At 45.0% G+C, this 24,342-nt stretch carries 21 protein-coding genes; all 21 read right to left on the bottom strand.

The annotated features are described in order from the left end of the window. Nucleotides 1-165 precede the first annotated feature (165 nt). On the bottom strand, nt 166-4,482 hold the full coding sequence (locus M3193_RS01825) for a PolC-type DNA polymerase III (RefSeq protein WP_251624037.1): 4,317 nt from the start codon (nt 4,480-4,482) through the stop codon (nt 166-168). Nucleotides 4,483-4,556: 74 nt separating this feature from the next. Beyond that, on the bottom strand, nt 4,557-6,257 hold the full coding sequence (locus M3193_RS01820; protein ID WP_251624035.1) for a proline--tRNA ligase: 1,701 nt from the start codon (nt 6,255-6,257) through the stop codon (nt 4,557-4,559). Between the two features lie 38 nt (nt 6,258-6,295). After that, nucleotides 6,296-7,555, bottom strand: coding sequence for an RIP metalloprotease RseP (gene rseP / locus M3193_RS01815; RefSeq protein ID WP_251624033.1), 1,260 nt, complete (start codon nt 7,553-7,555; stop codon nt 6,296-6,298). A gap of 44 nt (nt 7,556-7,599) precedes the next feature. Beyond that, nucleotides 7,600-8,748 (bottom strand): 1-deoxy-D-xylulose-5-phosphate reductoisomerase, encoded by a 1,149-nt coding sequence (locus M3193_RS01810; RefSeq protein ID WP_251624032.1) that lies wholly within the window; start codon nt 8,746-8,748, stop codon nt 7,600-7,602. A 22-nt stretch (nt 8,749-8,770) separates the two neighbouring features. After that, entirely contained in the window at nt 8,771-9,565 is a 795-nt protein-coding gene (locus tag M3193_RS01805) for a phosphatidate cytidylyltransferase (RefSeq protein WP_251624030.1), read from the bottom strand. Then, nucleotides 9,562-10,356 (bottom strand): isoprenyl transferase, encoded by a 795-nt coding sequence (locus M3193_RS01800; RefSeq protein WP_251624029.1) that lies wholly within the window; start codon nt 10,354-10,356, stop codon nt 9,562-9,564. Before M3193_RS01800 ends, M3193_RS01805 begins: the two co-directional genes overlap by 4 nt. Nucleotides 10,357-10,578: 222 nt before the next feature. Continuing rightward, the gene (gene frr / locus M3193_RS01795; RefSeq protein ID WP_251624028.1) at nt 10,579-11,136 is read right to left on the bottom strand and encodes a ribosome recycling factor; all 558 of its coding nucleotides are present in this window, start codon (nt 11,134-11,136) and stop codon (nt 10,579-10,581) included. Continuing rightward, nucleotides 11,137-11,862, bottom strand: coding sequence for a UMP kinase (gene pyrH, locus M3193_RS01790; RefSeq protein WP_251624027.1), 726 nt, complete (start codon nt 11,860-11,862; stop codon nt 11,137-11,139). A 77-nt stretch (nt 11,863-11,939) separates the two neighbouring features. Then, a complete protein-coding gene (tsf, locus tag M3193_RS01785) occupies nt 11,940-12,824 on the bottom strand; it encodes a translation elongation factor Ts (protein WP_251624026.1) in 885 nt (294 codons plus the stop codon). Nucleotides 12,825-12,915: 91 nt separating this feature from the next. Then, the gene (gene rpsB, locus M3193_RS01780) at nt 12,916-13,647 is read right to left on the bottom strand and encodes a 30S ribosomal protein S2 (RefSeq protein WP_251624024.1); all 732 of its coding nucleotides are present in this window, start codon (nt 13,645-13,647) and stop codon (nt 12,916-12,918) included. Nucleotides 13,648-13,791: 144 nt separating this feature from the next. After that, nucleotides 13,792-14,307 carry a hypothetical protein gene (locus M3193_RS01775; protein WP_251624022.1) on the bottom strand — a complete coding sequence of 172 codons (516 nt, stop codon included), beginning with the start codon at nt 14,305-14,307 and terminating at the stop codon, nt 13,792-13,794. 5 nt (nt 14,308-14,312) lie between these two features. Beyond that, entirely contained in the window at nt 14,313-14,615 is a 303-nt protein-coding gene (locus M3193_RS01770; RefSeq protein ID WP_251624019.1) for an RNA polymerase subunit sigma, read from the bottom strand. Then, nucleotides 14,612-15,394 carry a FliA/WhiG family RNA polymerase sigma factor gene (locus tag M3193_RS01765; RefSeq protein WP_251624017.1) on the bottom strand — a complete coding sequence of 261 codons (783 nt, stop codon included), beginning with the start codon at nt 15,392-15,394 and terminating at the stop codon, nt 14,612-14,614. Before M3193_RS01765 ends, M3193_RS01770 begins: the two co-directional genes overlap by 4 nt. A 132-nt stretch (nt 15,395-15,526) precedes the next feature. Further along, nucleotides 15,527-16,021, bottom strand: a complete 495-nt coding sequence (locus tag M3193_RS01760; protein ID WP_251624015.1) for a chemotaxis protein CheD — start codon at nt 16,019-16,021, stop codon at nt 15,527-15,529. A 1-nt stretch (nt 16,022) separates the two neighbouring features. Further along, the gene (locus M3193_RS01755) at nt 16,023-16,655 is read right to left on the bottom strand and encodes a chemotaxis protein CheC (protein ID WP_251624013.1); all 633 of its coding nucleotides are present in this window, start codon (nt 16,653-16,655) and stop codon (nt 16,023-16,025) included. Then, a complete protein-coding gene (locus tag M3193_RS01750; protein ID WP_251624011.1) occupies nt 16,645-17,115 on the bottom strand; it encodes a chemotaxis protein CheW in 471 nt (156 codons plus the stop codon). The genes M3193_RS01755 and M3193_RS01750 overlap by 11 nt, the downstream gene beginning before the upstream one ends. A 16-nt stretch (nt 17,116-17,131) precedes the next feature. Continuing rightward, nucleotides 17,132-19,177: a chemotaxis protein CheA gene (locus M3193_RS01745; protein ID WP_251624009.1), complete on the bottom strand. Its 2,046-nt coding sequence runs from the start codon at nt 19,175-19,177 to the stop codon at nt 17,132-17,134. A gap of 12 nt (nt 19,178-19,189) precedes the next feature. After that, nucleotides 19,190-20,323 carry a protein-glutamate methylesterase/protein-glutamine glutaminase gene (locus M3193_RS01740; protein ID WP_285851785.1) on the bottom strand — a complete coding sequence of 378 codons (1,134 nt, stop codon included), beginning with the start codon at nt 20,321-20,323 and terminating at the stop codon, nt 19,190-19,192. A 1-nt stretch (nt 20,324) separates the two neighbouring features. Then, complete coding sequence (locus M3193_RS01735; protein WP_251624007.1) at nt 20,325-21,188, bottom strand: MinD/ParA family protein; 864 nt, start codon at nt 21,186-21,188, stop codon at nt 20,325-20,327. Next, nucleotides 21,181-22,293 (bottom strand): flagellar biosynthesis protein FlhF, encoded by a 1,113-nt coding sequence (locus M3193_RS01730; protein ID WP_251624005.1) that lies wholly within the window; start codon nt 22,291-22,293, stop codon nt 21,181-21,183. Before M3193_RS01730 ends, M3193_RS01735 begins: the two co-directional genes overlap by 8 nt. Beyond that, complete coding sequence (gene flhA, locus M3193_RS01725; RefSeq protein ID WP_251624003.1) at nt 22,293-24,323, bottom strand: flagellar biosynthesis protein FlhA; 2,031 nt, start codon at nt 24,321-24,323, stop codon at nt 22,293-22,295. The genes M3193_RS01730 and flhA overlap by 1 nt, the downstream gene beginning before the upstream one ends. Nucleotides 24,324-24,342: the final 19 nt, after the last annotated feature.

The following is a 24,342-nucleotide window of genomic DNA, read 5'->3' as shown; positions in this document are numbered from 1 at the left end:
CGACTGCATGACCGGCTTCCTGCCGGCCTCAGGCATAAGGCGAAGATGCGCCGTGGCGTTTTTTGCCACAGAGCAGCTTTGACTTATGACCCGAGCCTCTGGCGCCCGGAGTCTAGACGAGTATAAACGATGCCAAATGCTTGCCGTTGCCAATTGAGAGTTGTATCAGAAAAGTGAAAGCTGGTTTGTATCAGGCATACCTTCCAGACACCCTAATGAATCCATATATTCAATGACCGTTTTCGAAACTCTGCCTCGTTGCTGCAGATCTTCCTTCGATAAGAAGATGCCATCCTTGCGGGCTTCAACAATCCCTTTGGCAACGTTCGTTCCCAGGGATGGAATCGCGTCGAAAGGCGGGATCAATTGATTGCCATCGATAAGAAATTCTGTGGCATCGGATTTATACAGGTCCGGTTTAGCAAATGAAAATCCGCGCTCACACATTTCCAATGAAATCTCCAATACGGTAAGCAAGTTCTTTTCTTTAGGCGATGCTTCTAATCCTTTATCGTTGATTTCCTTGATTTTCGCCCTTATGGACGCATTGCCTTTCGTCATTGTCGCAAGATCGTAATCGGTCGCGCGGACAGTGAAATAAGCAGCATAATACATGATCGGATGATGCACTTTGAAATAGGCGATACGAAGCGCCATAAGAACATAAGCAGCGGCGTGCGCCTTCGGGAACATGTATTTTATCTTTTTACAGGAATCGATATACCAGCCGGGAACTTGGTTCGCCTTCATTGCCTCTTCGAATTCAGGGGTCAGCCCTTTTCCTTTCCGCACTGATTCCATTATCTTGAATGCCATTGCAGGCTCTAGCCCTTGGTAAATCAAGTAGACCATAATATCATCACGGCAGCCGATCACATCGGACAATTGGCAGATCTTATTTTGAATCAGCTCTTGGGCATTGCCAAGCCACACGTCGGTTCCATGGGAAAGCCCGGAAATTTGGATCAGCTCCGAAAACGTGGACGGTTTTGTCTCCTCGAGCATTTGCCTAACGAAGCGCGTACCGAATTCCGGTACACCTAGTGTCCCCGTTTTGCAATCGATCTGCTCTTCCGTGACCCCTAATGACGAGGTCCCGCTGAACAGCGCCATGACTCCTTCATCATCAGGTGGAATTGTTTTTGGATCGATTCCTGAAAGGTCTTCAAGCATTTTGATCATCGTCGGATCATCATGTCCGAGGATGTCCAGCTTCAAAAGGTTATTATCGATTGAATGGAAGTCGAAATGCGTCGTTCGCCAACTTGATCCGGCATCGTCTGCCGGGAACTGGATCGGTGTGAAGTCGAAGATCTCCATATTATCCGGGACGACGATGATTCCGCCCGGATGCTGACCTGTATTCCGTTTAACGCCTGTACAGCCTTGCACGAGCCGGTCAATTTCCGCCCCGCGCAAATGAAGATTATTGTCGTTCATATACCCACGGACATAGCCGTATGCCGTCTTTTCGGCAACAGTTCCGATTGTTCCGGCACGATATACATAGTCTTCTCCGAAAAGCTCTTTTGTATAATTATGTGCATGTGCCTGGTATTCTCCGCTGAAATTCAAATCGATGTCTGGAACTTTATCTCCATTAAAACCAAGGAATGTTTCAAACGGGATGTCCTGTCCATCTTTTTTGAACATCGTACCGCACGACGGGCACGCTTTGTCCGGCAAGTCGAATCCGGATCCGACCGAACCATCATCGAAGAACTCAGAGAGCTTGCAAGATGGGCAAACGTAATGCGGAGGCATCGGATTCACTTCCGTGATTTCCATCATCGTTGCAACGAGGGAGGAGCCGACCGACCCACGGGATCCGACAAGATATCCATCATCCAATGATTTCTTGACGAGCTTATGCGAGATGAGATAAATGACCGCGAAGCCATTGTCGATGATCGACTTTAATTCTTTCTCGATCCGCGCTTCGATTATTTCAGGCAATTGCTCACCGTATATATGGCGTGCCATCGAATAGGTCAATTCCCGAACCTCATCGTCCGCACCGACGATTGTCGGTGTATACAAATCATCTTTGATCACTTTCACATCTCCGATACGGTCGGCCACTGCCTGCGGATTATCAATGACAATTTCTTCGGCGACTTCCTTGCCCAAAAACGAGAAGTGCTCAAGCATTTCATCAGTCGTCCGGAAATGGACTTCAGGCAATGAATGACGGTTCATCGGATTTGCTCCGCCTTGGGATCTGACTAGAACTTGACGATACGTCGCGTCCGTCTCGTCGATATAGTGGACATTCCCCGTAGCACATACAGGAAGCCCCACTTTTTTTCCAAGCTTGATCATCTTGCGCATTATATCTTCAAGATTCCATTCGTCCCTGACCAATTCCAATTCAATCAAGTGAGAATAGGCAGGTTTCGGTTGCAGTTCCAGGTAGTCATAGAAGCCTGCAATTTCTTCAACTTCTTCCATCGATTTTTGCATCAGGCCCTCGAAGACTTCACCTTTGTCGCAGCCTGAACCGACAAGAAGCCCCTTGCGGTATTTCATCAATAAAGAACGAGGAATGCGCGGTACTCTGTAAAAGTAGTTCATATGGGATATAGAGACGAGTTTGAATAGATTCTTTAAGCCTTCGTCATCCATTGCAAGCAAAGTGCAGTGGGATGGCCTCGAACGTTTGTAGGCATCCCCTTCCCCTATATGTTTATTGAAGTCATCCAAGTATTCGATTCCTTTTTCCGTTGCCGCCTCTTTCATAAGACGGATGAACAGATAGGCTGTCGCTTCGGTATCGTAAATTGCGCGGTGATGCTGCGTCAATTCAATATCGAATTTCTTCGCCAAGGTGTTCAATCTATGATTCCGCATTTCCGGATAGAGAAAACGTGCCAATTCAAGTGTATCAATGACAGGATAGTTCTTGTCATGAAGACCTGCCTTTTTGCTCGCTTCGTAAAAGAAGCCCATATCAAAAGATGCGTTATGAGCGACTAGGATTGCATCTCCGATGAAATCCTTAAAGTCCCTTATGACTTCCGATACTTCAGGAGCGTCTTTCACCATGTCATCTGTTATGCCAGTAAGTTCAATCGTTGTTGAAGATAAGGGATGATGAGGATTCGCGAACCTTTCAAAGGTTTCCTTAAGCTCACCATTTACGACTTTTACTGCAGCCAACTCGATGATTGTGTCGTACACCGCAGACAGACCTGTCGTTTCTACGTCAAATACGACAAATGTATCGTTTTCGAGTTCCCGATGCTGCTCGTCAAAGACGATTGGCACGCCATCATCTACCAAGTTCGCTTCTAACCCGAACAACACTTTTATGCCGTGTTTCTTGCCCGCAGAATAAGCTTCAGGAAACGATTGGACATTTGCATGGTCGGTGATTGCAACTGCAGGATGCCCCCATTTCGCGGCCTGAGCGACCAATGCCGATGCCGATGTTACTGCATCCATTTGACTCATTGTCGTATGGGCATGCAATTCAATTCGTTTACGGTCCTCAGGCGCACTGTCTTTTCTGATTACAGGAGTGACTTCCATGATGTCCTGTGCCATCATGATGAGATCCCGTACGAATGTATCGTTCTGGATGCTGCCTCTCGCCCGTACCCATGCACCTTTTTTCAATGTTTTCATGAGCTCTGCATCTTCGTTATCCCGAGAGAACATTTTTACGAGAATGGAATCTGTGTAATCCGTAACTTTTATTGTGAGCAATGACCGGCCGCTTCTCAATTCCCTTACTTCCGCATCGAAAACGTAGCCTTCGATTGTAAGGCGTCTTTCTTCATCTTGTATCGACTGGATACCGATGATCGGTTCATCCGGTTTGATCGGGACTCCTAACACGAATGGTCTGTTGCCGATATCCCCGTTCTCCTTCTTCATTGCTTCCATCTTTTGAAGGTTGGCTAAGGCATTCTTGGCATACGCTTCTTCTTCTGCCTGTTTCTGCGCCATGAATGCAAGTATTTCCTCTTCATTATTTTCCGCTTCCTCAGAAATCGTAAATTCGATAGCCATCGATGGGAAACCGAAAGATTCATAAACCTCTGCAATAATGCGGCCGTATTTATTTTTCAATGTTTGTTGTTCAAAATCATTCATGCAAGTCAATGTCATTTTCCCGCCGACGAGTACAGGTTTTTGCCCGGCAAGCCTCTCGCGGATCGGAGGCGACATATCCGTCATTTCCTGCAAGACAAAAGGCCAATAGCCGATGATCAGTTCCGGATCTCCTTCTGTTGTTCGCACTGATATTTGAATCCGCACCGCAGCGATGGATGTAAAGGCTTCTATCATCCTCTGTTGGAATAACTGAAAGACTTTGACGGGCAGTGTTTTTTCAAGCTCAACATTAAATTGCCACATTCTCGATTTACGATGAATATCTACCCGTTCCAACGTTCCTTGCTCGAAATGTACGATCATTTGATCATCTGCCATTCCAATTTGCTGCAGCAATGTCAGCAACTTCATCTTTGCATCCATATGTAACCCCCCGCTTCGTACAGTGAAAAGAAGGGAAGTACCGGAATCCGGCCTCCCCTCCCTTCCATTTATTTTTAACTAAAAAAGGCTTGCAGCTTTTCAGTAACTTCTTCTTTTTGCCACTCGACAGTTTCACCTGTTCCCCTGAATTTTACTTCAATGATCCCATCCTGCGCTTTCTTGCCGATTGTCAGACGCACCGGTAATCCGATAAGGTCTGCATCTGTGAATTTTACACCCGGCCGCACGTCACGGTCATCATGTAAAATGTCGTATCGGTATGATGTAAGCAGATGATAAAGCTCCTCCGACAGTTTTACTTGTGCTTCATCGTTCATGTTGATCGTTACTAGGTGAATATCATACGGGGAAATATGCTTCGGCCATTTTAGCCCATTCGCATCATTATGCTGCTCAGCGACGGCCGCCAAAATCCTTGAAACGCCAATGCCATAGCACCCCATGAGATAAGGTTGGGCCTTGCCGTTTTCATCGAGGTACGTCGCTTTCATCGGATCGCTATAAGCGGTGCCCAATTTAAAGATATGGCCCAGTTCAATTCCTTTGGCAAATCGGATTGTTCCGTTTCCATCCGGCGAAGGATCCCCTTCTCTGATGTATCGCAGATCCAAATAGCGCTCGATTGCAAAATCACGCTCTGGATTAACATTCATCAAGTGGTATCCATCTTCATTTGCTCCACAAACACCATTAACGACCTTTTCGACTGCAAAATCCGCATACACTTTCAAATCGAGAGGTAATTTGACAGGGCCGATGGAACCAGCTTTGCAAGAAAGCATTTCTTCGATCTCACTCTCTGTTGCGAGGTTGATATCCTTTGCCTGTAAAGCATTTTTCAACTTGATTTCGTTAATGTCATAATCACCGCGTGACAGAATGACAATTAGCGTTTCATCCACTTTGAAGAGGAGCGTTTTTATCACTTTAGAAGGATCTACATTTAAATATTCCGCCACTTCCGCAATCGTCCTCTTACCTGGTGTTTCTACTTTAACGAGCTCTTTCAATGTTTCTTTGGATTCCACATATTCGGTATGGACTTCTGCCATTTCGATATTTGCAGCGTATGAGGATTCGTCGCTGTAAGCGATCGTATCTTCCCCGATATCGGACAATGCCATGAACTCGTGAGTTCCATCCCCGCCGATTGTTCCGCCATCAGCAATGACAGCACGGAAATCCAAACCTAATCTTAAGAAGATTTTCGAGTATGCCTGCATCATTTCATTGTACTTCTCTTCTAGACTTTCTTTTGTTGAATGGAATGAATAAGCATCCTTCATGATAAATTCCCTGCCGCGAAGCAGACCGAAGCGCGGTCGTTTTTCATCCCTGAACTTCGTCTGAATCTGAAAGACAGTGAGCGGCAGTTTCTTATAGGATTTCACTTCATCCCGAATGAGTGATGTAACCACTTCTTCATGAGTTGGGCCTAAAGCCAATTGACGATCATGTCTATCCTTTAGCCTGAACAATTCAGCGCCGTACGAAGACCACCGCCCTGACTCTTCCCAAAGCTCGGACGGCTGCAATGTCGGCATGTATAGTTCAACGGCATCAATTGCTTCCATCTCTTCCCGTATGATGTTCTCAATCTTCCGAATCACTTTTTTCGCGAGCGGAAGAAAGGAATACACACCACTCATATGTTGACGAATATATCCGGCGCGGAGCAGTAGCTGATGGGAAATCACATCAGCATCCGTCGGTATTTCACGCATAGTCGGGATGAATGTCCGTGATTGTTTCATGAAGATTTCACCTCGAATTTCTGTAGTGGGCTATTGTATTAAAAAAAGAATCTTTGTATGTCATTCCAGGTGACGACAAGCATAAGAACCATCAGTAACATGATGCCGACAAAATGGACCATGCCCTCTTTCTGTTTGTCGATTGGTTTCCCGCGGACACCTTCAAATAGGAAGAAGAGCAATCTTCCGCCGTCCAGTGCAGGTAGTGGCAATAGATTCATGATTCCGAGGTTTATGCTTAACACGGCTGCCCAGTTCATCAGGGAGTACATCCCCCATTGAGCGACCTCTTCTGTCGCTTTGTAAATACCGACAGGTCCGCTTAGTGCGTCAATTGTGAATTTGCCAGTGACGAGCATACCGAGAAGTTCAAAAATCTTCTTCATCCAGCCATATGTCTGCTCCGCCCCGAAGGCGAATGCTTTTAGCGCATTCTTTTCAACTGGACTTTCATACATGACACCGATTTGACCGAATTCATCTCTATCTTTGACCACTTTCTCTGGAACGACTGCCAATGTCACCATTTCTCCAGCTCTTTCTACCTTCAATCGAAGTTTGTTTCCGGGATTTTCCTGTATCGTTGCAGTGAATTCCTGCCAACTTCCAATCGGTTTTCCGTCCACTTCCTTAACGAAGTCTCCAGCTTCCATTCCTGCAGCATAAGCAGGACTATCAGTGATAACTTCTTTAATAATAGGCTCGTTTGTCGGAATTCCATTAAGCAGACCAATTGCCAAGAAGATAAAAAACGCGAGGATGAAGTTGAATAGAGGACCGGCAAAAATAGCCATCGCCCTGCTTCCCAACGACTTCGAATCGAATTGGCGGTCATAAGGCGCAATGAGTGTCTCCTGCCCTTTCTCATAGATGACAGCGTCCCGAGAAATCCCATACTTCACAAGATTTCCATCTTCGTCATATCCTTCGATGAAAAGTTCTTTACTTAAATCGGCAGATTCCGTTTCCAAAAACAACACATTCGGATTAGAGACATCACGATTCAAATAGATCTTTTCAATTTTATCATCACTATTCAGGATGACACCGACACGGTATCCGGGTTGTAATTCGATCGTGTCGAAATCCTCTCCAGCCATTCTTACATACCCGCCAAGCGGAAGAATACGGATCGTATAAAGAGTCTCCTTTTTCCGGATGGCAAGGATTTTCGGACCAAAACCAATTGCAAATTCACGTACCATGATGCCGGCTCTTTTCGCAAAAAGGAAGTGCCCTAATTCATGAAAAAAGACAAGAGAACCAAATATGATAATAAAAGCTATAACGGTTTCCATTAAAAACCACCTTAACTGGCCACACCGGCCGATTTATGAACTACTCATTCCACCATATCATACACCATTTTACGGGTGATTGAATCGGTTTCTAAAATCGCTTCCAAGTCCGGAGATGAAATTGATTGATGATTGTCCATCATCCGTTCCACGATTTCCTCAATTTGGAGGAAAGGTATTCTGCCTTGCATGAACAGATGGACCGCCACTTCATTTGCAGCATTCATCACTGTCGGCATCGTACCCCCTTGTTTGCCTGCTTCGTAGGCGAGGGCGAGGGCTTTGAACCGTTTAAAGTCCATTTTTTCAAAATGGAGTGTTCCAATTTCCTCGAGACGGAGCGGCTTGGCGTTTTGCATCGGAATCCGGTCCGGATATGTCATCGCATACTGGATCGGCACCCTCATGTCAGGGGAGCCGAGTTGAGCCATAATACTCGTATCTTCGAATTCAACCATGGAATGGATAATGCTTTCCTTGTGCAACAAACATTCGATCCTGTCATATGGCATGTCGAATAAATGATGTGCTTCAATCACTTCAAGACCTTTGTTCATCATGGTAGCAGAATCGATCGTCAACTTGTTGCCCATGGACCAATTCGGATGAGCCAACGCTTGCTCGACTGTAACGCCTTGCAATTGATCCCTTGAGAGATCTCTGAAACTTCCACCGGAAGCTGTCAGAATAAGCCGGGAAACTCGTTTCGGATTCTCGCCGTTCAACGATTGGAAAAGTGCTGAATGCTCACTGTCAACCGGCAAGAGTGCGACATTCCTCTTCCTGGCTTCTTCCATGACAATATCACCAGCGGCGACGAGTGTCTCTTTGTTCGAAATGGCAATCGTGATGCCTTGGCGGATGGCTTCCATAGTCGGTTCCAGACCAACGCTCCCGATGACCGCATTGACAAGCATATCTGCGCCAGTCTGCGCCGCCACGGCAACGAGCCCTTCCTTGCCATGCACGAAACGCGTTTCCGGAAATTCGGATTGCAATGCTACTGCATCTTCCTCCCGCATGACGGATACAAGCTCCGGACGGAATTGCGCCGTAATTTCTCTCACTTTCGGTATATTCATACCAGCTGAAAAAGATACGAGTTTAAATTGCTCTTTGTTTGATTGAATAATATCGAGAGTCTGTGTACCGATAGAACCAGTGGCACCAAGCAGACTTATTTGCTTTGTCATAATATGATTAACTTCCCTTCCATCAACCGACTAGATGTAAAAAATGAATGAGCGGCAACACGAAAAGGAGACTATCGAAACGGTCAAGAATTCCTCCATGTCCCGGCAAGAGATTCCCGGAATCTTTCACATTGAAATGCCTTTTCAACGCTGACTCGACCAAATCCCCCAACTGTCCGACAATTGAAGCGATGATTGTTACAACGATCAACATTAAGAAAGAAGGCGCTAACGGATAAAAGATTTGGAACACGCTAGCGAATAAGACGGCAAATGCGATGCCTCCGATAAACCCTTCAACTGTTTTATTCGGAGAGATATCCGGCCATAATTTCCGTTTGCCAATTTTCCTGCCAATAAAGTATGCACCTGAATCTGTCGTCCAAATTACTAGGAGCGCGTAAAACACATATTCAAACCCATAAAACCGGGTTTCGATCAAATAATAAAATCCGATGCCGACGTATAGTGCACTGAATGCAGTAAATGCCGCATGATCGAATGTAAATCTGTTTTTAGAGATTACTGTATAAATCAATAAAATAAGAATGAGTGCAAATAACATTTCAATTTTGGAATAGCCAATCCACTGCTCAGCTTCAATAGTCCATCTTGATGGCAATAATAAAATAGCCAGTGCAATCCAGACGGTAATGCCTGCGAAAGAAAAAACACGAATATCTTTCATGCGTAGCAATTCATATAACCCGATAGAAGCAATAATATATATGGCGATTGTAAATGGGAGCCCACCGATGATGACTAGCGGGAAAAATATGGCCAATGCGGCGATCGCTGTAATAATTCTCTGTTTCATTCTCCTTTATCCCCTTCCACACTTCCAAATCTTCGATTGCGCATTTGGAATTCTTCGATTGCGCTTAACATGCATGACTCATCGAAGTCCGGCCAGAGCACGTCTGTAAAGGAGAATTCCGAATAAGCTAGCTGCCAAAGCATGAAATTCGACAATCGCACTTCCCCACTCGTCCTGATGAGCAAATCAGGTTCGGGTAAGTGTGATGTCATGAGATGCGACCCGATCAATGATTCGTCAATCTCATCTATTGTTAGTTGGTTGTCTACAGCCAGTTTGGCGATTTCTTTCACTGCCTCCACCATTTCAAGACGGCTGCCGTAGTTCATAGCAAAATTCAGGACAAGTCCGTCATTGCTGGAAGTGGCCTCTATCGCTTTTACAATTGCCTCTTTCGTATGTGGTGGAAGGGCATCGAAATTCCCGATCATTTCAACCTTCACGTTCTGTTCAATCAGTTCCGGCAAGTATGTTGTCAGGAACTCTCCGGGCAGTTTCATCAAAAAGTCGATCTCCATTTTAGGCCGCTTCCAGTTTTCAGTCGAAAAAGCGTACAATGTCAAGACGTTAATACCAATTTCATTTGCTATCCGGGTGATTTTCCGAACGGTCTTCATGCCTTCATGATGGCCGGCAATCCGTGGTAAACTGCGTCGTCTTGCCCATCTGCCGTTTCCATCCATTATGATGGCGACGTGTGAAGGTATTGTTCTACTTTTGACTTTCGCAAGCCTGTCGGAAATTGATGATTGGTTCTCTACAGTTTTTTTCCGTAACAGTTTATCTAGCATTCCGTTTCCTCCACTCGCCTGCTATTTGAGCAAGTACCTAGTCTATCGTATCAAATCGGCCGATAAATTTCATTTAAAACAGTTGAAAATTAGTGTTTATGCTCTTTTAGATTATGCTTGTTATGTAGTGAATTATTTATCATTCCGGAAAGTGAATGAAATACGGTCAGAAAAAAAGACGTCCTGAAAGTAGGACGCCCCAGTGTATAGAAAGTTCTTCGATCAGATTTCCATAATTTCATTTTCTTTATCTTTCGCAAGCTCATCAATTTTAACGATGTAGGAATCAGTCAACTTTTGGATTTCTTCACCTTCACGGCGCAGTTCGTCCTCTGTGATCTCCCCATCTTTTTCAAGCTTTTTCAACTCATCGTTAGCATCCCGGCGTACGTTTCGGATTGCAATCTTGGAGTCTTCCGCTTCTTTTTTGACTTCCTTCACCAATTCCTTGCGTCGCTCTTCCGTTAAAGCAGGGACTGCCAAACGGATGACCGATCCATCATTGGAAGGAGTGATGCCGATATCCGATTTCAATATCGCCTTCTCAATATCACCTAAAGTCGTCTTATCATATGGCTGAATGACCATCAGTCTCGCCTCTGGCACCGAAATGCCTGCCATTTGGTTCAATGGCGTCGGAGCTCCGTAATAAAGCACTGAAATCCGATCTAGCAATGAAGCATTTGCACGTCCTGCCCGTATTGAAGCAAGCTGTCTCGAGAAAGACCCGATCGCTTTGTCCATTCTTTCCTTCGTTTGATTCATTACCGCTTTCGGCATTTACCCATTCCTCCTCACAACCGTACCGATTGGTTCACCGAGCACGGCCTTTTTAATGTTTCCATTATCCATAATTGAGAATACTACGAGAGGGATATCGTTGTCCATACATAGGGTTGAAGCAGTTGAATCCATGACTTCCAGACCTTGGCTGATTACTTCCAAGTACGTCAATTCCGTATATTTCACTGCAGTCTCATCTTTTAATGGATCTGCTGAATAGACGCCGTCAACGTTGTTTTTTGCCATCAGGATGACGTCCGCTTCGATTTCTGCCGCTCTCAGTGCAGCTGTCGTGTCCGTTGAGAAGTAAGGATTCCCTGTTCCCGCAGCAAAAATGACGACACGCTTTTTCTCAAGGTGGCGGATCGCTTTCCTGCGGATATACGGTTCGGCTACTTGCCTCATATCGATCGATGATGACACACGTGTTTCAACGTCTAACTTTTCAAGAGCGTCTTGAAGAGCCAATGAGTTCATGACTGTGGCAAGCATACCCATATAATCTGCAGTTGTCCGGTCCATACCCATCTCACTGCCGATTTTACCTCGCCATATGTTTCCTCCACCAACTACGACCGCAACTTCCACACCAAGGTCAACAACTTCTTTTACTTGTACTGCGACTGTCTTGATGATTTCCGGTGATAGACCATAGCCTTTTTCACCCGCAAGTGCCTCGCCGCTAAGCTTCAAAACAATTCTTTTATATTTTGGGACGCCCATATGTACCCTCCGTCTACTGTGTTTTCTCGAAAAATAGGGAACACAAAGTTGTGTCCCCTAATTGATCTTTTATCTGATCAGTTGCCTTTTACTTGGCTCATGACTTCATCAGCAAAGTTGTCTTCGCGTTTTTCAATTCCTTCACCGACAGCATAACGAACGAATTCTTTCAACGTTCCGCCAGTCGATTTAACAAAATCGCGCACTTTTTGATCGGAGTTTTTAACGAATGCTTGGTCAAGAACACAAATATCTTCGAAGTATTTTCCAAGACGTCCTTCAACCATTTTCGCAACGATGTTTTCCGGCTTGCCTTCATTCAACGCTTGTTCAGTAAGGACTTTACGCTCGCGCTCAACTTCTTCTTCTGAAACCTCGTCACGTGAAATGTATTGCGGGTTCATAGCTGCAATGTGCATTGCAACATCTTTAGCAGCATCGGAGTCTGTAGTGCCTTCTAGAATAGTAAGTACTGCAATGCGGCCGCCCATATGAAGATAAGGACCGAAAGCATCGTTGTCTGTCTTTGTTTTCAATTCGAAACGGCGAAGAGTGATTTTCTCACCGATTTTAGCAACTGCATTGGAAATGTGGTCAGCGACTGAAAGACCGTTTTCCATTTTTGATTCGGTTGCTTCTTCGACTGTTGCTGGTTTTGTTGCTAGAAGGTGTTCGCCAAGTTCTTTTACAAGGGCTTGGAACGCTTCGTTTTTCGCGACGAAGTCCGTTTCAGCGTTCACTTCGAAAATGACAGCGTCGTTACCGTTAACGATGATGTCTGTCGTACCTTCAGCAGCGATACGGTCAGCTTTTTTAGCTGCGCTTGATAGACCTTTTTCACGAAGGAAGTCTACCGCCGCGTCCATATCACCATTTACTTCAGTAAGTGCTTTTTTGCAGTCCATCATACCTGCACCTGTTTTTTCGCGCAATTCTTTTACCATTTGTGCTGTAATTGCCATTGTTAGTTCCTCCTGTATGAGTGATTTGAGACGACACCTTTAAAAAAGACGATAAGGGGTTGGCCGCTTATCGTCTGTTCTATTACTACTATTACTCTGCAGCTGCCGTTTCAGTCGCTTCTTCAGATACTTCTTCATCAGCGCCTTGTCTTGATTCGATTAATGCATCTGCCATTTTGCTAGTAAGTAGACGAACCGCACGGATTGCATCGTCATTCGCAGGAATGACATAGTCGATTTCGTCCGGGTCACAGTTCGTATCAACAATACCGACGAGTGGAATGTTCAATTTGATTGCTTCAGCCACAGCGATGCGCTCTTTACGAGGGTCAACAACGAAGATGACGTCTGGCAATGATTTCATATCACGGATACCGCCAAGGAATTTCACAAGACGATCGTGTTCTTTTCTTAGTTCAGATACTTCTTTCTTAGGAAGTACATCAAATGTACCGTCCTCTTCCATCGTTTCGATCTTTTTCATACGTGCAACACGTTTTTGGATCGTACCGAAGTTTGTAAGTGTACCACCAAGCCAACGTTGGTTGATGTAGTACATTCCTGCGCGTTCAGCTTCTTCTTTGATTGCATCTTGTGCTTGCTTCTTAGTTCCAACGAAAAGAACTTTTCCGCCATCTGCACCTACTTGACGCATGAAGTCATAAGCTTCTTCAAGTTTTTTCACCGTCTTTTGAAGATCGATGATGTATATTCCGTTACGCTCCACGAAAATATACTTTTTCATTTTCGGGTTCCAACGACGAGTTTGGTGTCCGAAATGTACACCTGCTTCAAGCAGTTGTTTCATTGAGATTACTGACATTTGTTTTTCCTCCAATTTGGTTAGTTTCCTCCGTATGTCTCATGCGATGGAATGACCTTTCGGCACCTGTTCCCATCATCCACATACGTGTGTAGTAACACCATTTGATAATATACCATACTGATAAACCGATTGCAACTCACTTCACCTGAATTTAAGAAGCAACTCCACTTCCGTTTTCCCTTTGCCAAGCCTTTTTGCAATTTCCTCGATTGGCTTTCCTTTTTCATGCAGTCGAATCGCAAGCGTCCGATCATCCAATTTGGATTCTTCTATTTCCTGTACGGCCAAACTGCTTTTATTTAAAGCAGGCGCTTCACGATAGGATTTCAACGCGGCTTTCATAGGATAGCCTGGCGCCTTAATGTGAAACGCCTTCATCTCAGACGACTCGGCGGGACCTTCTTTTGGAAGATCTACATGTACCGTTTCCTGAAGGCTGCTGTTTTCCTGCTGTTTCTCGATGATGTTGATGAGTCGATCATTTTCCTCTTTCAATTCAGATAAATATGCACCGATTGCATCGTCCATTTCCGCCATCAGTTTATGCTGCTTCTTTTCCAAGTTGTTGAATTTGGAAACTTTCATGTAAAGCAACGCTATGAAATAAAAGCCGATCACTTGCAAGATGAATAAAAATAATAAAAATACCGTTTGCATGCTAGTTATCCCGTAAAGTCGACAAACGAACCTTTATAAGGATGCGTGGTCTTCTTTTCCTCTTCATTATGCTGATGTTCCTTTTCATTGAGATCCTGTTCGTGTTTTTGCCTTTTTGCGTCTTTATCCGCTTTGGCATATTTCTCGGAATGACGGACGCTTTCCCTGTTCTTCAATGTCTCTTTTTCAGTCTGAAGCTGTGCCTGATCTTGGTTAAGCTGTGATTGCTGCTGTTTCTGTTCTGCCATCTTTCCCGCCTCGAACGTTTTGGGGATGGCTATTTGGAGTTCGATTCCTTTCAGGCTCATAAGATCCCCCCATCGACAATTTCCGGCAACAGTAATTTCCGCAGTTTGAAAAGTGCTTTTGAGTGGATTTGCGAAATTCTTGATGTTGATAAATTTAGGATTTCCCCGATTTCCGTCAACGTCATTTCATCCGTATAAAACAGATTCAAAACCAGCTGTTCATTATGATTGAGCTCTTTTATCTTCAATGCCAAATCCCCTACAAGTTCTCCCATGACAAGCTGATGTTCAGGAGTACGCTCATGATTGTCCTTTATAATGAATGATTTCTGTCCTTCCTCTTCATCCTCATTCATACGCTCATCTATGGATAAAACATTAGAAAAATAGTGTTCCTGTACAGTCTGATAGACTTCATCCACTGACATCCCAAGATGGTCCGCTATCTCTTCAGGCGTTGCATGGCGCTGAAGTTTCTGTTCCAGTTTTGAGATCTCTTCTTCGAGCTTTTTTGATCTCTCACGGGAAGAACGCGGCAGCCAGTCTTCCTTGCGCAACCCGTCGATGATCGACCCACGGATTCTAAAGGAAGCATACGTATCAAATTTCAAGTCCCTGCCTGGATCGAATTTCGTCAAGGCGTCGAACAACCCTTGAAGTCCTAGGCTCGTGATTTCATCCCGCGAAACATTGCGCGGTAGACCCGAGCTGATTCGCTGTACATGGTAATTTACGAGAGGCGTATATTTTCTGACAAGCATATCGCCAGCGTCGGGATCCCGATCATTCAACCATAGTTTCCAACATGCATCTTCTTCCGTCAGATCCTCCTTGGACATCGAATCCCTCACTTTCTATAATGGTCCGATAAAAATAAAGAAATTGTATGATTTCCATTATAGCAAATTTCGACAAAAAATAGCGACTGAATCGTTCAGTCGCTTTGATGCTTCTATTCTCTTGGAGAAAACTTAAATTTCTTTCGTCCCCAAATTGACTGTCCTGATTCTCAAAGCGCACGTCATCGGGTCGAACTCGATTGTCCGCCCGCTTGAACCGCCTGTGTCTTCCGCTATGATCGGAATGGAAAGTCGGGCAAGCTCCTGTTTGACAGCTTCTACATTCCTGGGACCGATGCGGATGGTATCACTTGAGCCGAACTGAAACATTTGGGAGCCCCCTGCAATCTTGGCCTTTAAAGATAGCGGGCGAACACCTTCCGCTTTTAACATTTCCATTAATGAATAGATGCCTGTGTCTGCAAACTTTGCCGCATTCAACCGGTCCGACCTTCCCAGACTTGAATCCGGAAGCATTACATGAAGAAGTCCTGCAATCTTCTTCGTTTCGTCATAAAGCACGACTCCGACGCAAGATCCTAAACCAGACGTCCGGAGTGAATGCGGTGCATGTGCCACATTCATGTCTGCGATTCCGACCCTTACTACCGTTTTGACTATGCCCATCTTACAGCACACCCAACGAACGGAAAATCGTTATATATGATTCGGGGTCGGGAAGCAGAAAGAAATGCCCATCAACGCTGGAATTCCCATTAGTTCCTTGCTCTTCAATGCGGGTATCGATAACGATGACCTCATCGCTATAATGTGAAACTTCAATAAGTCCAAAGCTGACAATGGCTCCAACCATATCTACACTTAAGGATGGAACTGTCGGATGGACTTTTAATCCTGTGAAATCCGATAATGCGGACAAGTAGGAACCTGATAAAATATTTCCAAGCTCCTGCATTGCCGATATGCCCATTTCCGGAATCGGCGTCTTATAAAAGTCGAACTCCTCATTGCCAATCAATCTGCGGATGAACTGATTTGCGGAATCGATCGGAAGGACGAAGAACATGCTGCCCGATAGATCCCCTTGAATTTTCAGATAGATGCCTGCCACGATTCGTTCGGCTCCGCCTGCCAAATCAAACATTTCATCAAATGACACGAGTGAAACTTTGGGAACATGCATTTCAATCTTCTTGCTGAGCAATTGTGAAAGGGAAGTTGCTGCATGAGCCGCACCAATATTACCTATCTCCTTCAGCACGTCGAGATGCATATCTGTAATCTCGTGTTCAGATTTCATCCGTGGTCACTCTTTTCACAGGAAGCAGCACTTTTTCAAGATTCAACATGACCAAGAGTCGCTTGTCTACTTTGGCCACTCCCGATATGAATTCCGATTCAATCGACCCGACAACTTCGGGCTGAGGCTCAATCGAAGTGACCGGAATATCGATCACATCGTTCGCAGAATCAACGATAAGACCCACTTCAAATTCCTCCAATGAAACAATGATGATTCTGCTTGTGTCATCAAGAGGCTTCACTTCCATGCCGAAACGCTCCCGCAGATCGACAATCGGGGTGACGACTCCTCTTAAGTTGATGACGCCTTTTATATAGGAAGGTGTTTTCGGAACTCTCGTAATGGAAATGAGTTTCTCAATCGACTCGACAACCTCTACTCCAACGGCATATTCCTTATCCATCAACTGGAACACGATCACTTTCATTTCTCTGGTACTTTCACTTACGTCAGCCATTGCTTTCCCCTCCAACCTACTTAATCAATGCATTGCAATCTACGATAAGCGCAACTTGTCCGTTCCCCAATATTGTAGCGCCGGAAATAGCGAATACGCTCTGCAGATAATTGCCAAGAGATTTCAATACGATCTCCTGCTGCCCAATAAACGAATCTACGACGAGTCCAGCCATTCTTTCGCCTTTGCGGACAATGACAACAGATTGGTACTCTTCCTTCTCCTGAGCCCCATCCATCTCGAAAATCCCTTTCAAGTTGACGAGCGGTACGATGCTTCCTCTGAAATCGATCACTTTCTGGTTATGCGCATTCAATATGTCGGAAGTTTGAATGATGGCAGTTTCGATGATGGAGGACAGCGGGATTGCATAAATATCTTTTTCCAAGTTGACAAGCATTACTGAAATAATGGATAACGTTAACGGCAGCTGAACTTGGAATAGGGAACCCTGCCCTTCCTTCGAATCAATTGTAATGTAGCCGCCAAGTGATTCAATTGTACTCTTCACGACATCCAGTCCGACTCCCCGACCCGATACATCAGTAATTTTTTCAGCAGTGGAAAATCCGGAAGCCAAAACAAGTTCACTAATTTGCCGATCCGTAAGCGTGGCTGCTATCTCTTCAGTAACGACGCCTCTTTCAAGCGCTTTTTGTAAAACTCGATCCTTGTTGATGCCTGCACCGTCATCTTCCAGTTCAATAAATACATGATTGCCGGAATGATACGCTCTCAATGTGACAGTACCTTCCTCAGGCTTGCCTTTTGCAAGTCGTTCTGCAGGACTCTCTATGCCGTGATCTAATGCATTGCGAATCAAATGGACGAGGGGATCCCCAATTTCATCGATAACGGTTCTATCCAGTTCTGTTTCGGCACCGATAATTTCAAGATTTATCTTCTTATCCAGATCCCGCGCAAGTTGACGGACCATTTTCGGGAAGCGGTTGAAAACTGTCTCTACTGGAATCATACGCATATTCAAAATGATATTTTGGAGATCTCCGGAAACCCGTGTCATGCGCTCGACAGTCTCATTCAAGTCTGGATTATGTAATTCACCTGCGATCGATTGCAAACGACCCCTATCAATGACCAGCTCTTCGAAAAGATTCATAAGAATATCCAACCGGTCAATATTGACTCGGATTGTCTTGTTCGCATTATGTGCATTCGTAGCTCGGCGTCCTTTTTGAGGGACGACAGTTTCCTTCACAGGTTCCTTAGCGGAAGTCGCCATGGAGTCGGCCTCTATCTCGGCAGGTTTCTGTGCCATTGGCAAGGCTACGCCCATAACATGATTGATATCGACCCGATCCACTTCGGAAACTTTCATCACTTTTGCTTCTAGTGAACTTGCTTCTTCATTAGAGATAAGAACTATGGTAAATACCTCATCGAAATCCTCATTTTCTAAATGTTCAACAGAAGGTTTTGTCTTAACGATTTCTCCTGATTTTTCAAGGATCTCGAAAACCATGAACACCCTTGCCGCCTTAAGCAAGCAGTCTTCACGAAGTGTGACCGATATTTCATATGCATGGAAACCTTGTTCCTTCGATTGGCCAATCACCGTCAGTTCATAATCATCGTAATGGAAGAACGGAGCATCTTGTTTCATCGGCTCAATCGCCATAGTGGAGGCAGCCGTCTCCATTTCCGGGGTAATAATGGCTGAATTGCCTGTCTCTATAAGATTCAATGCAGTTACAAGTTCTTGTACATCCTTTTTCCCTGTGCCGCCCGCTTCAATATCCATCACCATTTCTTCTAAGTCATCGACAGCCTTGAAAACGATGTCGAGAATTTCGGTCGAAACGCTGATTTTAGAGTTTCGGATAGCATCCAGAACATTTTCCATTTTATGTGTCAAATCAGCGATGTCTTCGTATCCCATCGTTGCAGACATACCTTTCAATGTATGTGCTGAACGGAATACTTCATTGACAATAGCTAAATCCTCCGGGTTTTTTTCCAGTTCCAATAAGTGTTCGTTGCAAGCTTGAAGATGTTCTTTACTTTCTTCAAGAAACATTTCAAGATATTGATTTGTATCCATCATGACGCCCCCTCAAGAATGTAAGATTTCCGTAATTACTGCCGCAATGTCTTGCACATCAACGATACGATCAGCTAGACCCGCTTCTTTAATCGCTTTCGGCATTCCATAGACGACAGATGTCTTTTCGGATTCTGCAATTGTTATCGTTGAACAAGCTGATTTCAGTTGTTTCATACCTTCCGTGCCGTCTTGCCCCATCCCCGTCATGATGGCCGTAACGTATTGCAGGTCCTGCTTGGAAGCAGCAGACTCCAACAGTATGTCTACAGACGGCCGATGCCCCATTCGGGGTGGATCCGTGGTGTCGAGCCGGATGCAAAAACCAGCTGGGGACCTTTCGAATTTTAAATGCTTTCCGCCAGGTGCAATATAGGCAACACCTTTCTGAAGAGCCTCTCCATCCTCGGCTTCCTTCACCCTAATTTCACTTAAGCCGTCCAATCGCTGGGCCAATGATTTTGTAAATCCCGGCGGCATATGCTGAACGACTAGAATTGGGGCGTTTAGATCAGACGGCAATCGTGTAAGTACTTCCTGTAGTGCCCGTGGTCCCCCTGTCGATGTACCTATTATAACAAAAGTCTCCAACCCTTTGTTGCTTTTTTTTGCGTACAATGATTTTGCTTGAGAGATTATTGAAACAGATGACCCAGTTCCCTTTTCATAAGGAGGATATTCTTTCTTATCATACTGGTCAGCATGCGGCAATGGTTGTTTCAGGAGTTTGGAAATTCTGACTTTTGCTGCTGCAACTACTTTGCCCACAATCTCCTGTTCCACTTCATGCAAATTAAGTGAAATGGGTCCACCCGGCTTGGCGACAAAATCCACGGCACCATAATCCATTGCGATCATCGTGTTTTCCGCCCCTATTTCAGTCGTGCTTGACAGCATAACAACGGGGGTGGGTTGTTGTTCCATGATTTGTCTCAATGCCTCTAGCCCATTCATGATCGGCATTTCAATATCCATTGTAATGACATCCGGTTGAAGTTCCGCAACTTTAGCAACGGCATCTTTTCCATTTCGCGCTATTCCTACCACTTCAAGCAACGGATGTTTTGAAAGCATGTCTGTTATCAATTTTCGCATAAACGCGGAATCATCAACGACAAGCACTTTTTTTACAGTGCCGAATCCCAAATCATTCACGCCCTTTCAAGAAAATCCCCTTCAACTTTTGAAGGAATCCGGATCCTTGTTTTTCCTCAGCCTGATCCACTGTAACAAATTCACCGGCAATTGCTGCCATTCGCTTTGAAATAAGAGCATTGGGATAGAGTAATATAAATGGTTTTTGTGCGACCACCGCTTTTTGGACAGCGGAGTCTTCCGGTAAAAACCCTAAAATTGATGTGTCTTTATCAAGAAATTTCCTCATCGCATATTGCAATCGTGTCACCGCGTCATTTCCGTCATCGAGTTTCGCCACCCGATTACTGACGATACTGAATTTCTTATCGGGGTCCCGTAGACAGATAAACTTCATCATCGAATAGGCATCTGTGATTGAAGTGGGCTCTGTTGTGGAGATGACAATCACTTCATCCACTGCAATGATCAGTTCGATGGAACGTTGTGTGGCACCTGCCCCCATGTCAAAGAGGATGAAGTCATACTCTTTCTGAAGCTGTTCGAAAGCACCCAGCAGTCGTTCAAACATATCCTCGGACCAATCCAGAACAGAATCCAATCCCGATCCTCCTGAAATGAATGTTAGACCATCCTCATCTGCATTGATGACATTTTCCAATTGCTGTTGGCCGGTCAAATAATCTCTTAAACTATAACGGGGAGCAACACCGAGTAGAATATGGATGTTGCCCATACCGATGTCCATATCGACGACGATGACTTTCTTCCCCTTTAACCGTAAAGAATGGGCGAAATTCGTCGAGAAGTTCGACTTGCCCACCCCGCCTTTTCCACTGACAATCGCAATGGATTTGGCCAATCCGCCCTGTGCTTTCAGCATCTTCATTCGAAGTGCTTCCGCTTGGTCACGCATGTTCAGCACCTGCCAATAACAATGTGAGCATTCTCTCGAGTTCTGCTTCAGTTAGATCTTCCGGCACTTCCTGTCCGTCCGTGTAATATGCAGTGCCGAAGCCGTATTGTTTCATCAGATTGAACATCGGGCCAATCGAGCCGGTTTCATCCACTTTTGTGAAAATAAATTTCGTAATCGGAAAGGAAGTGAACTTGTCGACGATTGTCCTCATATCTTCTTCCTTAGATGTCACAGATAAAACAAGGAATGATTCCATGTCCAACGAGAAATCGATCAGACGCTTCAAGTCGTCTACATATTTAATTTCCTTATAATTGCGGCCTGCTGTATCGATGAAGATCAAGTCACGATCTTGCATTTTCTTGATGGCTTCTTCAAAATCCTTGCCGTTATAGGCGATTTCAACTGGGGCCTGCAAAAGATTCGCATACGTGCGCAGTTGTTCGATTGCAGCAATCCGATAGGTGTCAGTTGTTATGAAGCCAATCTTCTTCTTATCTTCCAAAAGGGCCCTAGCCGCAATTTTAGCAATCGTTGTCGTCTTTCCAACCCCAGTCGGTCCGAGGACATTAATATATTTTTTAGTAGTTGAAATGCCTCCAAATGGCAAGTCCGAGAATTCTTTCAATAAAAACGCCTTTGCCAGTTCCACTTGCTCCTCTTTTGAGAAATCTTTTTTATCTTCTTTCATCATCGTAAAGATTTCATTTCCAATTTGGAGGATCAGCTCTTCCGATAACTCCTGCCTCTCTAAAAAAGTGAGCAGCGGTTTCAGTTCATCCGGAAAGTTTGCGAAAGAAGCGGACTGTTTCATTTCCTGAAGCAGTCTTTTCATTTCATTCATCTCTTTCCTGATTTCCGTGTCCTGCTTGAGATCTAGAAACTCGGCAGCCGGTTTCGGTATGAATGTTGTTGGTGCCGGCGTGAAGGAAGGTTCATCGAAACCGGCAACGACTTCAACCGACTTTTTTTGAAAAAAACCGAGAAACCCTTTAGATGTGACAACATTTGAGCTGAGGATGACAGCTTCATCTCCGAAATCGGCTCTCACCTTCTTCATCGCCTCTACCATCGACTCAGCTGTATACTTCTTCATTTTCATCAGATATCCACCACCCCGACACTTTGGACTTCAATTGAAGCTTCAAGCTCATTGTAAGATAACACAGGTATTTGCGGGAAGTACCGCTCCGTAATCTCCCTTAAGTACATCCTTATTGCAGGCGAGCAGAGAATGACAGGTGATTGGTCCATCAGCGCCACCCTTTCGACCTCTCTTGCGATCGATTCCAATATTTCTTGGGAATTGGATGGGTCAATCGACAAATAATTGCCTTGCTCAGTCTGCTGGATATGATCCGCTATCAATTTCTCGACTTTACCTGATACGGTCAAAACTTTCAGCGCATCAACCCCAGTTGAGTATTGACCGGTAATTTGTCTTGCTAGCGATTGCCGAACATATTCCGTCAGCAAATCGACATCGGATGAGTACTTCGAATAATCGGCAAGCGTTTCAAAAATGATCGGCAAGTTACGGATTGATACATTTTCATTCAATAATTTCGCCAATACTTTTTGGATTTCTCCTATGGAGAGAGGCGTCGGTGTAAGTTCATCGACCAAGATTGGATACGTCTCGCGGACGTGATCGACAAGCTGTTTCGTTTCCTGGCGCCCAATCAAGTCGGCTGCATTCGCACGGATCACTTCAGTGAGATGTGTCGAAACGACGCTTGGAGGATCGACGACCGTATACCCCATAATTTCAGCATCCTCTTTGACGGCTTCCGTAATCCATTTCGCAGGAAGGCCGAATGATGGCTCAATTGTATCAATTCCAACAATCGAATCATCGCCCCCCGGACTCATCGCGAGATAATGGTCAAGAAGGAGTTCCCCTCTAGCCATTTCATTTCCCTTGATCTTGATGCGATACTCATTCGGTTGCAGCTGAATATTATCCCTGATCCTGACGACCGGAATGACGAGCCCCAATTCAAGTGCCAGCTGCCTTCTGATCATAACGACCCTGTCCAGTAGATCTCCGCCTTGCTGGGCATCGACTAAAGGGATGAGTCCGTAGCCGAATTCGAACTCGATTGGATCGACATTCAACAGGTTGACGACATTCTCCGGACTCTTCATCCCTTCCGTTTCAACCTCTTCTTCCATTTCAAGCAATTCGTTAGGATCTTCTTCCGGTTTACGAGACATCGTGACGGCACCTAGCACGAGAAGAGCTGCAATCGGAATCGTAAGAATGTCATTGATTGGTGTAAACAGTCCTAAAAGGAAAACTGTTGCAGCTGCAACGTAGAGAAGCTTGGGCTGGCCTAACAGCTGTCTCGTTATATCCGTACCAAGATTTCCCTCGGATGCAGCACGTGTTACTACAATCCCTGTTGCAGTCGAGATAAGCAAAGCAGGTATTTGGGAAACGATTCCATCCCCAACGGTCAATTTGGAGAATTTCGTTGCAGCCTCGGCAAATGGCAACTCCATCTGGGCAACACCGATGATCATCCCTACGAGAAGGTTGATGATGACGATGATAATTCCTGCGATGGCATCTCCTTTAACAAATTTCGTTGCTCCATCCATCGCGCCATAGAAGTCGGCTTCATTGCTCACCTTCTCACGGCGCATCCTTGCTTCTGTCTCAGAAATCATTCCTGCGTTCAAATCGGCATCGATACTCATCTGCTTACCCGGCATCGCATCGAGCGTAAAGCGGGCGGCCACTTCAGAAACCCGCTCAGATCCCTTTGTGATGACGATGAACTGGATGATGATCAAAATGACAAAGACGACAAGACCGACGACGATATTTCCACCGGTTACAAATGTACCGAATGTGTCAACAACTCCGCCTGCATCCCCTTGTGAAAGAATTGCACGGGTCGTTGAAACGTTCAGACCTAGACGGAAAAGCGTCAGCAATAAAAGCAACGAAGGAAATATCGAAAATTGCAAGGCTTCCTGCATATTCATCGATGTCAAAAGGACCATTAATGCAAGTGTTATATTAATAATGATCAAAAAGCTTAAAAGCCAAGGCGGTAATGGGATGACGAGCATGGCAACAATCATAATGACCGCTGCCAACACTCCGATATCTCTGAACTGCATGCCATCCCCTCTTTCTCTA

The sequence above is a fragment of the Sporosarcina luteola genome, from assembly GCF_023715585.1.
GTDB classification, from domain to species: domain Bacteria; phylum Bacillota; class Bacilli; order Bacillales_A; family Planococcaceae; genus Sporosarcina; species Sporosarcina luteola_D.
This window is presented reverse-complemented; position numbering and strand designations above follow the sequence as displayed.

Excerpts from the sequence above, each read along its gene's own strand:
- M3193_RS01825 (WP_251624037.1), bottom strand. The coding sequence starts at position 4,482 with ATGGATGCAAAGATGAAGTTGCTGACATTGCTGCAGCAAATTGGAATG.
- M3193_RS01820 (WP_251624035.1), bottom strand. The coding sequence starts at position 6,257 with ATGAAACAATCACGGACATTCATCCCGACTATGCGTGAAATACCGACG.
- rseP (WP_251624033.1), bottom strand. The coding sequence starts at position 7,555 with ATGGAAACCGTTATAGCTTTTATTATCATATTTGGTTCTCTTGTCTTT.
- M3193_RS01810 (WP_251624032.1), bottom strand. The coding sequence starts at position 8,748 with ATGACAAAGCAAATAAGTCTGCTTGGTGCCACTGGTTCTATCGGTACA.
- M3193_RS01805 (WP_251624030.1), bottom strand. The coding sequence starts at position 9,565 with ATGAAACAGAGAATTATTACAGCGATCGCCGCATTGGCCATATTTTTC.
- M3193_RS01800 (WP_251624029.1), bottom strand. The coding sequence starts at position 10,356 with ATGCTAGATAAACTGTTACGGAAAAAAACTGTAGAGAACCAATCATCA.
- frr (WP_251624028.1), bottom strand. The coding sequence starts at position 11,136 with ATGCCGAAAGCGGTAATGAATCAAACGAAGGAAAGAATGGACAAAGCG.
- pyrH (WP_251624027.1), bottom strand. The coding sequence starts at position 11,862 with ATGGGCGTCCCAAAATATAAAAGAATTGTTTTGAAGCTTAGCGGCGAG.
- tsf (WP_251624026.1), bottom strand. The coding sequence starts at position 12,824 with ATGGCAATTACAGCACAAATGGTAAAAGAATTGCGCGAAAAAACAGGT.
- rpsB (WP_251624024.1), bottom strand. The coding sequence starts at position 13,647 with ATGTCAGTAATCTCAATGAAACAACTGCTTGAAGCAGGTGTACATTTC.
- M3193_RS01775 (WP_251624022.1), bottom strand. The coding sequence starts at position 14,307 with ATGCAAACGGTATTTTTATTATTTTTATTCATCTTGCAAGTGATCGGC.
- M3193_RS01770 (WP_251624019.1), bottom strand. The coding sequence starts at position 14,615 with ATGAGCCTGAAAGGAATCGAACTCCAAATAGCCATCCCCAAAACGTTC.
- M3193_RS01765 (WP_251624017.1), bottom strand. The coding sequence starts at position 15,394 with ATGTCCAAGGAGGATCTGACGGAAGAAGATGCATGTTGGAAACTATGG.
- M3193_RS01760 (WP_251624015.1), bottom strand. The coding sequence starts at position 16,021 with ATGGGCATAGTCAAAACGGTAGTAAGGGTCGGAATCGCAGACATGAAT.
- M3193_RS01755 (WP_251624013.1), bottom strand. The coding sequence starts at position 16,655 with ATGAAATCTGAACACGAGATTACAGATATGCATCTCGACGTGCTGAAG.
- M3193_RS01750 (WP_251624011.1), bottom strand. The coding sequence starts at position 17,115 with ATGGCTGACGTAAGTGAAAGTACCAGAGAAATGAAAGTGATCGTGTTC.
- M3193_RS01745 (WP_251624009.1), bottom strand. The coding sequence starts at position 19,177 with ATGGATACAAATCAATATCTTGAAATGTTTCTTGAAGAAAGTAAAGAA.
- M3193_RS01735 (WP_251624007.1), bottom strand. The coding sequence starts at position 21,188 with ATGCGTGACCAAGCGGAAGCACTTCGAATGAAGATGCTGAAAGCACAG.
- M3193_RS01730 (WP_251624005.1), bottom strand. The coding sequence starts at position 22,293 with ATGAAAATGAAGAAGTATACAGCTGAGTCGATGGTAGAGGCGATGAAG.
- flhA (WP_251624003.1), bottom strand. The coding sequence starts at position 24,323 with ATGCAGTTCAGAGATATCGGAGTGTTGGCAGCGGTCATTATGATTGTT.